The following is an 11713-nucleotide window of genomic DNA, read 5'->3' on the forward strand; positions in this document are numbered from 1 at the left end:
AAAATTCTTTTGGTATTAAAAATATACCTAAAACAAAGCACTATAAACCAATATTGCTTCTAATTATTAATATAAAAATATTTTTTTTGGAGCTTTAGTTTTATTCAAAAAATCTTCCCATTCAACTTCTTTAATAAATACTTCCATTTTTAGAACATTCCATTGATTGCCTTTCTTTTGCAATAAAGCTGTTATATGACTATCTTCACCTGGTTCCAAAAGCAAACCCTCACCATCTTTTCTGTGAACATAACCATTGAACCAAGCAAATCTCTCAGAAACATTAAGTTGGCTAACTACAAAAACAAACTCTTGATCATAGTCTTTTTTTAACTTGCTTCTAAGTACATCTAAAATTTTTGTTCGATCTTTTACATTTGATACAGTTTTGACTTTGTAATCATATACATTTTGCGAATAGAATTGATTATAACAAAACATCAATAATATTATTAATATTTTTTTCATTATTTATAGTTATATTTAAGTTAGGCAGTCCTACCTCCTTCTGCGTACTTTACTGCATTAGGACTCAAATCAGATGGTTCAATCATTTCTAAAGGCATCAACTCTTCTTCATAATCGATTGGTATTAAACAAAATGGATGAACTTTTGTTTTTGGCATAGACCAAAATCGAACACCATCATCTTGATTTCCTCCTAAATATAAATAGTTATTAGGATTGCTTTTATCAATTCCTACTATAAAAGTTGCATGTCCATTATTTGCCCAAACTACGATTCCTCCAATATACATAGTACTATGTTTTTTTGCCCAAAATTCATCTATTTCATATGGACCATTCCTCTCTCTTTTTACCCTATTTATTTTACTATACCAAATTGCACCTGGGTCTTGTTGGGATTGATAACCAGATGTTTCCAAACAATAATTAACAAATGCCGCACACCAAGCCGCCTCAGATCTTGAGCCTGTGCATCTACTTAGCTTATAATTATCTGTACTTGCTTCATAGACATCAATTATATATTGACAATGAGTTGATTCTCTAATTATTTTTTTTTCTTCAGTTATTGCAACATTAATCCATGGAGGTAAATCATTATCACTATTTGAATTACTATCATCTGCTACTGCATTCTTACATGCACCGCTAAAAATTTCCTTTGCTCCGGGGTTGTAATGAGACTCCTTTAATTCCTGCTCCACATCGGCAACTGTGGTTTTGCCGTTTATGAATCCCCAGCGGTCTTCAAAACGCTGTCTGGTGTAGACCCATTTTCTTCGTCTACTATGTTCCTCACCTTTCATGAAGGAAGGGTTGGAAGAATAACCGTACTTGGTAACCCACGGTTCTTTATTGATATTTATTTTTCGCTGTTCGAGGCTTGTTTGGCTTCCGTCGCCGTCTGGCACTGAGATGCTTTCGTCAAAAATCACATAATCTGGGTTATTGCCGTTTCCTACTGCATTTGGCTTCAAAACATGCAGATACAAGTCGACCATTGTGGCTATTTCTGTTTTGGACGCAAAATATTTATAGACGTAGTCCATTTGTTCTATAAAAGTCATTGCTTTTAAGGCAGACCTTGTGGTCCCTAAATTTCTTGCCGAGGCATCGCTGAACTGTATCAAGCCAGAATATCCAGCCCCGTTATCAGCATAGGGCTTGAACATATTTTTTTCGCCAGTCTCCAAATGCATAACTGCCATCAGTTCGCTTGCCTTGTTTTTCTTTTTATCTTCTCCCCAAAGTTTTGCACATACTTCGAGTACTTTTTTGCGCTCGTCACAAGTTAATTTGTTGCTCCAGTAGAAATTATTTTCTTTACAGATACAAATACCTTTTTTCTGATGCCACATAGAATCCCCAACATCAACCATCATCAAACTATTAATAAACTCTTGGTTTGGATTGAAAACAATAGTAGGCTGTATATCAACTTTCTGCTCATGATAATCATGAGCTTTTTCATCTTTTTTTGCTATTCCTCTAGTTTCTTTTTTAGAAGCGCCCTTTTGTTCTTTGGGAGATGTTTTTTGGGTTTCTGTTTCAGATGGTTTAAAAGTAGAAGTTTTTGAAAATATATCTACTTTATAATCCGGATTGATGACATTAACATCTTGGGTAGGTTTTGAAACTTTTTTGTAAAACTCAGCCGTTACATAATATTCATGAAATGCGCCTTCGTTTGACTCACCAGGTGCCGATTTTATATTGGCAAGCCATACTTTACTAGGATCAAAAGTAAATTCTACATCGGCTTTCCCTTGCAATACATTGGCTTCTTTTGTGTCCATGACAATGTCGGAAAGGTCTTTTTTGCCTCCATCATTCTCCCATAAAGTAACATTTATGCGAAATTTTTCCATATTAAGGCAATGCACGCGAGCTGTAATGGTTTCGCCATAGCTAAATAATTTCGTGGGCTTTTTTCCTAGATTATCAAGAATTTCGATATGCAGTATTTTGCTTTCTGAATTATTTTTGGTTTTTATATCCAAAACTGCTTTTTCGCCGTTGGCATCAACAAGCATCCTGATTCCTTTGCGTTTAAGGCTGGTTTGGGTAAATGTATAGTCTACGGTCGCACCCGTTTTATTGTTTTTGGCCATTTTTGTCCATGTATCTCCCAATAATATCCAGACACTCCATTTGATATTTTCGTCAGGTATATTTTCCAATGGCTCAATGAATTTTGATGGAGCAGAACTGCCAAAAAAATCATGTATAGAGTAATATTCTTTTATCCCTATCACAGGATTGGGATTGCCATATATTTTTACTTTGCTCATAGAAAAACATTTAAAATTATAAGTAAAATCTTATTTTATAATAAACGTACAATTTTTTTTACAATAAATATTTTACATTTATTTTTTTAACAGTTATCAATTGTCAAAACATAAAAAAACCGCCTCAAAAATGAGGCGGTTTCAATACAAAACCATAAAATAAGCTGTAGACAGCTACTTTACTTCAATAATCTTATTTTTCGTTCCGATTCCGTTTTCATTAAAAGGCTCAATAGTAAAATAATATTTTGTTCCTTTATCTAAACCTCTAAAATCATAGGTATTATCACCGAAAACCATAATGCTGTTATACAATTTATCTGGTTCGATTCCGTAATAAATATTGTAACCAATTGCATCAGCTTGTTTTTTCCACGAAATCATAGCATTTCTAAAATCTGCCTTGTTTCTGTCTACTTTAAAAGAAGCAACAGCTTTTGGTTTTGCTGCCAATCCGTTTCCAAAAACTCTAAAATCTGAAATTGCAAACAAACCAGATGCATTATGAATATTCTCCATTTTAATGTAACGCGCTTTAATAGATTTTGAAAGCTCTACATAATCATGAGGTGCATCTTTATCATTTTTAGATTTATCCACAACCAAAGTCCAATTTTGAGCATCATCAGACATATAGATTTTATATTGATAATAGATATCCATTGCTTTATTAAACTGCGTTGCTTTATGATCTGCGTAGTTAATTTGTAAAGCATTAATTTCCATTTGTCTTCCTAAATCCATTTGAAGCCATTCTCCTGGATTGCTAGTTTTTGCAGACCAATAGGTTTGAATGTTTTCATCGGTAAGATTTTCTGGTCCATAACAGAATTTCTCATATACTTTTTTACCGCCATTATCCATTCTGTGTGTTTCTACTTCCATACATTCTTCTGAAGAAGAAACCGTTACGGGCTTTTTATAAGAAAGCAGCATCCATCCAGAAGAAGCTCCTTTTGTTTGATCACGTTGGGCTGTTGGCAATACAATTGGAAAATCTCCATAAGCTGTGATCGAATACATTACATCATCTTTATCAAATCCGGCAGGAAACATATCTATACGACGCTCAAAACGATCTTTAATAGAGATTTTGCACGTTCCTGTATTCCAGTAATTTCCATAATTATCTGCGAAAGTATTTCCGTGTCCTGCTCCAATTACAAATCCACCTGGTTTATATGACATCGGATTATGTTTTTGGTACGTAAATGGCCCTAACGGATTATCTCCAACATGAACACCATTTGCGTAGCCTTTAAATTCGGTAGCAGGCGCTCCATATTGCATGTAATATTTTCCGTTATGTTTGGTCATCCAAGCTCCTTCAATAAAATTCCCCCAGGGTGCAGGTTCCATATCGTTATTTGGTCCAAAACGCTCCCATCCGTGAGCCGAAGGATCTAATATAGCTACTTCTTTAACTTGTCCATAAACTTTCTGAATATCCTCTACTTCTGTCGCTTTATACAATTCTGCATAGTCTGCTTGATTTCCTTTTGGAAGCCAAGTTTTATAATCAACCTCAACACCTACAAGAGGTAGTTTTCCGCTTGAGCCGTAGTACATATATACTTTTTTGTCATCATCTTGAAAAATCGCTGGATCCCAAGTTGGCAGCATTGCTTTGTCTACGTGACGTGTCCATCTTCCCGATTTCGGATCTGCCGTTTTCCAAATCGGATGATCCCTCTTCCAAGTTGACCCAACATAAAACAAAGTATCATTTACAACCCATGCTGCTGGAGCACATTGGTCGTCATCTCCTGGCTGTCTCTGGAAACTTCCGTAAACAAAATTCCAGTCTGACATGTCTTTACTCCAAAAGAAACCAGCCTGATTGGTTGCAAATAAATAATATTCGCCTTTATAAGTAATAATTACTGGGTCCGCGCTTGAACGGCGTGATTCTGGAATTCCGTTGTGATTATGAGTCGTAAAATTGTACCCAATATTTATCGGATTACAATATGTTGTTGCCGGTCTGCTAGGGTCAAACCATTCTGTTTTCCCAGAATTTTGTGCCGAAAGACTACTTCCGAAAAGTATCGAAAGCAATAAAATTGGCTTAAATTGTTTATATATATTCTTCATGGTTAGATTCTTTAGTTAAGCTTTACAACTTATTTTTTAATCTCTTTTCTTTCCTTTAAAAGTTCGGGTTCGTTTGTAGTAATGTAATTGAATTTGTGTGCAATAATCCAATCCATATCTTTAGCCTCATTAACAGTCCAAGCATTTAGAATAATTTTATTATCCTTTGCTTCTTGTATCCATTCAGGATGTTTTTGAAAAACAGAATAATGGTAATCAACACCGTTAATTTTATCCGCTTTTACCTCTTTTGGAGATTTATTCCCTTCTAAATATTGCAGAGAAGTTTTCGGATCTATTGCTCTGATTTTTTTTAGAATATCGTAATCAAAACTGATGTAGCAGGTATTTTTATCGGCTTTTAATTTTTTAATGGTTTCGACTGCTGCTACACCCGTTTTTTGTCCTCTTTCTTTACTGATTTCCGAAGGTTTAATTTCGCAAACCAAAAGTGTATGCTTATTATTTCGCATTCCTTCTGAAATATATTCATGTAGTGTTGGAAGTTTTTCTCCGTTAGAAAGTTTAAACTTTATCAAATCTGCATAATTCGTTTCTTCAATAAGCAGTTTGTTGTAATGGGCATCATGATTGATTACAAGTGAATCATCTGCTGTTCTCCAAACGTCAAACTCTGATCCTGGCAATTTTAAATCTATTGCATGTCTTAATGATGCAATAGAATTTTCAGGCAGATTATTCTTTTTCCAAGCTCCGCGATGTGCTACTATTGCATTTTTTTGCGCATTGCAATAAGAGAAAGCAATAAGACATACGGCACTAAATATTTTAATTTTATTCATAATAACGTAGTTAAAAAATTACAAAAAGGTTTTGTCTTTTTAGAAAAAAAGCCCTCCAAACGAAGGGCTTTTCACTAATCAAATAAACCAACTATTTAGTTAACTCAAAACTAACTTTCTTATCGGCATTTGAATTTCCTCCAACGAAAATATCAAACTGCCCTGGCTCTGCTACAAATTGTAAATCAGAGTTATAAAATTTTAAATCTTCAACAGTAATATCAAAACTTACTGTCTGTTTTTCACCTTTTTTAAGTGCTATTTTTTGGAAACCTTTTAATTCTCTAACTGGTCTTGTTACTGAACCAACTAAATCTCTAATGTATAATTGAACTGTTTCTTTTCCGTCAAAATTTCCAGTATTTGTTACATCAACAGTTACTTTCAATTTTCCAGATGGATTCATTTTATCAGAAGAAATTTTCAAGTTTGAATAATCAAAAGTCGTGTAGCTTAAACCAAATCCGAATGGGAATAAAGGCTCGTTTCTTTCGTCAATATAATTTGATCTGAATTTCTCGAATTTCCCTTCTGTGTTAGAAAGTGGTCTTCCTGTATTTTTGTGTGCATAATAAATTGGTAACTGTCCAACACTTCTTGGGAAAGTTGAAGTTAATTTTCCTGAAGGATTTACTTCTCCGAATAACACATCAGCAATTGCATAACCAGCTTCTGTACCAGCAAACCAAGCATTTAAAATTGCTGGAACTGTTTTTTCTTCGTCTGTAATTACTAACGGACGTCCATCAAATAAAACTAAAACAACTGGTTTTCCAGTTTTTAATAACGCATTTAATAAATCTTTCTGCGCTTGTGGAATTTCTAAGTTTGTACGACTGCTAGATTCTCCGCTCATTTCTGCAGATTCTCCTAAAGCTGCAACAATTACATCTGACTGCTCTGCCACTTTTAAAGCTTCTGCCAATAAATCTTCTTTTGAACGAGCATCACGGTGTAAGGTTTTACCGAACATTGTCGCATTAGTTTCAAAAGTTTCATCGTAATCTAAGTTACTTCCTTTTGCATATAAAACTTTAGTTCCAGCTCCCGCTACTTCTTTAATACCTCTCAATAATGAAACGGCATTTTCCATTTTTGTAGCCACACTCCAAGTTCCTGGCATATTTTCTTTAGCATCTGCCAATGGTCCGATTAAACCAATTGTTCCAGATTTTTTAAGTGGTAAAAGCTGGTTTTGGTTTTTTAATAAAACTAAAGATTGTGCAGCAATATCACGTGCTTCTTTTCTGCTATCTGTTGTAAAAATCTCCGTTTTTGCTCTCTTCTCATCACAATATCTATACGGATCTTGGAATAATCCTAAGTCGTATTTTGCTTCTAGAATAAGTTTTACAGCATTATCGATTGTTTCGATTTTTACTTTTCCTTCGTCCAAAGATTTTTTCAAAGTTCCTAAGAAACCTTCTCCAACCATATCCATTTCAACACCAGCATTTAGAGATTGAGCAGAAACTGCTTGTAAATCTCCCATTCCGTGCTCAATCATTTCAGGAATTCCAGTAAAATCTGTTACTACAAATCCTTTAAAACCCCATTGTTTTCTTAAAACATCTGTCATTAACCATTTGTTTCCTGTTGCTGGAATTCCGTCAACTTCGTTGAAAGAAGCCATAACCGAACCTACACCAGCATCTACTGCAGCTTTGTAAGGAGGGAAATAGTCATTAAACATTCTGATGTGGCTCATATCGACAGTGTTGTAATCACGTCCACCTTCTGGAGCTCCATATAATGCAAAGTGCTTAACACAAGCTAAAATTGAGTTGTTTTTTGAAAGATCATGCTGTTGGTAACCATTCACCATTGCTTTGGCAATCTGGCTTCCTAAGTATGGATCTTCTCCTGAACCTTCAGAAACTCTTCCCCATCTTGGATCGCGAGAAACATCAACCATTGGAGAAAATGTCCAGTTAATTCCGTCTGCACTGGCTTCTTTTGCAGCAATTTGTGCACTTCTCTCAATTAATCCCATATCCCAAGTACAAGATAATCCTAACGGAATTGGGAATGTTGTTTCGTAACCGTGAATAACGTCCATACCAAAAAGCAACGGAATTTTTAAACGGCTTTTTTCAACCGCAATTTTCTGCACTTCTTTAATTTTTTGAACTGATTTAATGTTGAACAAACCACCCACTTTTCCTTCAGCAATATTTTTTGCCACATTTGAGCTGTTTGCCTGCCCAGTGGTAATATCACCAGATGTTGGCAAGTTTAACTGACCCAATTTCTCGTCTAAAGTCATTTTTGACATTAACTCCGCCACAAATTCAGACTTTGGTTTAATTTTCACTGTATTTTTAGCTGGCTTTTTTTGAGCATAACCCAAAACAGCGCATCCTAAAAAAAGTAAGACTAATTTGTTTTTCATTCTATTCTATTTATTTGTTTGTATTCGTTTTTCTTTGCTGTAACATCCAGTCATAGATCTCTTTGTTATCATAAACTCTTGTCCAGCTGTCATGATTTGCATCATCAAAAATGGTCAGCTTTACATCTTTGGCATTACATTTTTTCAATTCATTATAAATCGTGATGGCATAATTTACATTTACCACATTATCCTGTAATCCGTGGAAAATTCTGGTTGGAATATTAGCTATTTCACAAGCATGTTCTAACTGAATTAAATCTACAAAACCCGCGACAGGTACATTTGCTGCAAATAGATCCGGATGTGAAAAAGCCAAATTCTAAGAAGCCCAACCTCCTGAGCTCAAACCAGTAACATATATTCTTTCTGAATCGATTTTATTCTCTTTCTGAATTTTTACAATCAGCTGATAAATTGATTCTATATCCCAATTTTCGTCTTCTTTGCATTGCGGGGCCAAAACATAAGCGTCTAATTGGTGTGTTTTTAAATATTTTAAAGGACCATTAATTTTTACTTTCTCCAAATCGGTTCCTTTTTCTCCATCGCCCGAAATAAAAACAATCAATGGTTTTTTCTCCTTAACATTCGCTGGACGATGTAAAACATATCCCAGTTCATATTTAGACATTATAACTGTATTGATTTTTCCAGTTGTTTCACTCTGCCCAAAAACAACTATAGAAAACAACAGAAATATAAATGCTAACTTATTTTTCATAGAACCTTAAATTCCGTATTTTCCAGATTTAAATCCAAGTTTTGTTAAGCCTTGTTTTACTTCTGGAGCATTCATAAACAATTTCCACAATAATCCTGTTCTGTAATTTTCGATCATTACAACTTCTGGACCTTGATCAATTGCCAAATAACGTTTTGCCACCCATTTATTTCCTAAACTAAGAGCATCATAAAAACCTGCATTTCCCCAAGTTTCATCTTTATGATTCTCATATAAATTGCGAATAAATGTCATTGATTCTTTTGGCGTATAAACGATTGAGCTAATTGCCGCTGTCGGAGAAATCACACCTTGATCGTTACTTGGCATATGTGCATTATATCCAATAGAACCGTCAGGATTTCTTGAATATGATGCTGTTAATCCCCAATATTCTGGTCCATAACCCGCAATTTTTTTCGGATTTTCAACACAATATTCGTAGTTAATTTTAGTCTGATTAACATTTAAATCCCAATAGTTAGCATATTTATCTGTCAACTGGTTTGGATCTAAACCTACATAAGAATAATGCGCCCAGAATAATGGACCTCCAAATTCTTCTGCACCATTATGCTTTAAAATAAGTGGGATATTGTATTTTGTTTTTGAAGAAACTATACCACCGCTTCTCGCCCATCCTTCGTGATATGCTTTCGCATCGATTGCATGCGTTGGTGAAGACGCTGCCATTACGTAAGTAATAAGACATTCGTTATATCCTTCTAATGGAAAATTCATCTCCCAAGCATAGCTCGGAGACCAGTGCCAGTACAAAACATTTTTATTATTTGTGTACCATTGCCAGTCAACACCTTTCCAAAGTGCATCAAATTTTTGTGCTACCGCTTTTTCTTTTTCAGAACCATCTTTAAGATATTCACGAACGGTAATCATTCCTGCAACCAAAAATGAAGTTTCGACTAAATCACCACCATTATCCTTGGTTCCAAAAGGTTTTACTTTTCCTGTATTTCCGTCAATCCAATGAGACCATGCTCCATGAAAACGATCTGCTTTGCCTAAAAAATCTGCAATTTTGTTAAGTCTTTCTACCCCTTGCTCTTTAGTAATATAACCTTGAGACATTCCTGAAACAAGTGCCATTAATCCGAAACCTGAACCACCTGTTGTAACGATATTCGAATCATTTTCAGGATAAACTCCGTCAGGATGATAACGTTCTCTCGCTAATCCAGAATTTGGTTCTGCATAGTCCCAGAAGTATTTAAAAGTTTGTTTTTGAACAGCATCTAAAAGCTGCTCGTCTGTTAATGCAGTAACGCCAGAAGTATTTTCCTGTACATTTTCTTTCGACTTATCGGCATTGGATCCACAACTAAAAAAAGTAAAAGCTAAAAATAAAACTGAAATTCTAACCATTATAAAAATTTAAGATTTTAATAAATAATCACTTCCCTTAGAAAATCTAAAGGGAAGTGATTTTTAAGATTTTGATTAATAACCAGGGTTTTGTGTTGTTACCCCTCCAGATTGTTGAACCACTAAAGCTGGAATTGGATATAACTCATGTTTACCCACTATAAAAGTTTTTCCGTTAGGGAAAGTAGCGCTAACATCAGCTTTCATAGCTGCTTCTGCCTGTCCTGTTCTTACAAGATCAAACCATCTGTCGTGCTCAAAAGCAAATTCTAATCTTCTTTCTTTATAAATTGCTTTTCTAACATCTGACTGACCTGTTGCTGGAGTATCACCTAATCCCGCTCTATGTCTAATTTGATTGATCAAAGGAATCGCTTCTGAAGTTTGTCCTAATTCATTTAGAGCCTCAGCCTTCATTAATATTACCTCAGCATATCTTAAATATCTAAGATTTACATCTGTAAATTCCTGATTGTAAAACGCTGATGAATATGCTTTATAATTGTACATTGGGTTAGATACAGTAGATGCCACCTCTCTACCATCATACAAAACAGAACCTCTAAAAATAATGGTTGCAGCTCTTCTTACATCTCCAGCTTCATATGCGTCAGCAAGTCCTTGAGATGGTGTATTGAAACCCCATCCCCATCCTCCAGCACCTCTAGGCGCTTGAGAAACAGTATAATTTCCTATTCCATATCCTGGAGAAGAAGTTCCTCCAATTCCATTAATTTCAAAAATTGACTCTGGACCAAACTCTCCTTCTTTCTTGTATTGTAGAGAATAGTCAGAAACTAAAGAATAACCTGTTACTTGATTGCAATTGTCAATTACTTTTTGCCAGTTTTTTTGGTATAAATTAACCTTAGCTAACAAAGCATAAGCAGCTCCTTTAGAAGCACGTGCAACGTCATTTCCACTATATGAAGATTTTAATGGCAAAGCTTCGATAGCGTCATTTAAATCTTTTTCGATAAAGGCATAAACTTCAGCTGGAGTTTTACGAGTTAACTGCATAAGTCTGTCTTCTTCATTTCCAGGAATTGGCAAACGGTCAACAATTGGAACTCCTCCATATCCTTTAACTAAAGTAAAATACATAAAAGCTCTTAAAAACTTAGCTTCTCCTTCTAATCTTGTTTTTAAAGCTGGAGATACTTGCTTAAGCTTTGGAAACATTGCTAATGCTTGATTAGCTCTGTTGATTCCTGCATAATTATAATTCCAGATACTACTAAAAGATGGTGTAGAAGAATTGAAAGTTAAAGCATCTAAAACGTCTTTATCTGTACCAGTATCTCCTGGATCTGAACCTTTATCTGCGTCGTCAGTCATAATACTGCTTACCCCGTTCCAAGCAAAAGAAGACATGTCCCAAGATAAAAATATATTATAAACTGCATCAACCATTGATGTAGCCCCTGCATCGCTATCCACTAAAGCAGGATCTGCTGGAATATTTTTTGTCTGATCTACTTCCAAAAATTCATCTGAACATCCAGATACAAACAAACCAGAAAGTATAAAAAGTGATATATATAATCGTTTCATGATA

9 protein-coding genes are annotated in these 11713 nt (G+C 34.9%); all 9 read right to left on the reverse strand.

Features of this window, described 5'->3' with window-relative positions:
- Positions 1-66 precede the first annotated feature (66 nt).
- The 9 genes from BSF41_RS01440 to BSF41_RS01475 all read right to left on the reverse strand — a co-directional run bounded on the left by BSF41_RS01440 (position 67) and on the right by BSF41_RS01475 (position 11709).
- Positions 67-468 (reverse strand): hypothetical protein, encoded by a 402-nt coding sequence (locus BSF41_RS01440; protein WP_141248105.1) that lies wholly within the window; start codon positions 466-468, stop codon positions 67-69.
- 20 nt (positions 469-488) lie between these two features.
- Entirely contained in the window at positions 489-2759 is a 2271-nt protein-coding gene (locus BSF41_RS23875) for a hypothetical protein (protein ID WP_216359035.1), read from the reverse strand.
- Between the two features lie 174 nt (positions 2760-2933).
- Positions 2934-4853, reverse strand: coding sequence for a discoidin domain-containing protein (locus BSF41_RS01450; RefSeq protein ID WP_095927752.1), 1920 nt, complete (start codon positions 4851-4853; stop codon positions 2934-2936).
- Between the two features lie 29 nt (positions 4854-4882).
- The gene (locus BSF41_RS01455; protein ID WP_095927753.1) at positions 4883-5656 is read right to left on the reverse strand and encodes a glycerophosphodiester phosphodiesterase family protein; all 774 of its coding nucleotides are present in this window, start codon (positions 5654-5656) and stop codon (positions 4883-4885) included.
- A gap of 91 nt (positions 5657-5747) precedes the next feature.
- Positions 5748-8048 carry a beta-glucosidase BglX gene (gene bglX / locus BSF41_RS01460; RefSeq protein WP_095927754.1) on the reverse strand — a complete coding sequence of 767 codons (2301 nt, stop codon included), beginning with the start codon at positions 8046-8048 and terminating at the stop codon, positions 5748-5750.
- A gap of 10 nt (positions 8049-8058) precedes the next feature.
- Complete coding sequence (locus tag BSF41_RS23895) at positions 8059-8367, reverse strand: prolyl oligopeptidase family serine peptidase (RefSeq protein WP_253251741.1); 309 nt, start codon at positions 8365-8367, stop codon at positions 8059-8061.
- Positions 8368-8370: 3 nt separating this feature from the next.
- Entirely contained in the window at positions 8371-8772 is a 402-nt protein-coding gene (locus BSF41_RS23900) for a hypothetical protein (RefSeq protein WP_253251742.1), read from the reverse strand.
- A 6-nt stretch (positions 8773-8778) separates the two neighbouring features.
- Positions 8779-10155, reverse strand: coding sequence for a glucoamylase family protein (locus BSF41_RS01470; protein ID WP_095927755.1), 1377 nt, complete (start codon positions 10153-10155; stop codon positions 8779-8781).
- A gap of 75 nt (positions 10156-10230) precedes the next feature.
- Positions 10231-11709: a RagB/SusD family nutrient uptake outer membrane protein gene (locus BSF41_RS01475; RefSeq protein WP_095927756.1), complete on the reverse strand. Its 1479-nt coding sequence runs from the start codon at positions 11707-11709 to the stop codon at positions 10231-10233.
- Positions 11710-11713 lie beyond the last annotated feature (4 nt).

The organism is Flavobacterium sp. ACN2 (genome assembly GCF_002303885.1).
Classification (GTDB): domain Bacteria; phylum Bacteroidota; class Bacteroidia; order Flavobacteriales; family Flavobacteriaceae; genus Flavobacterium.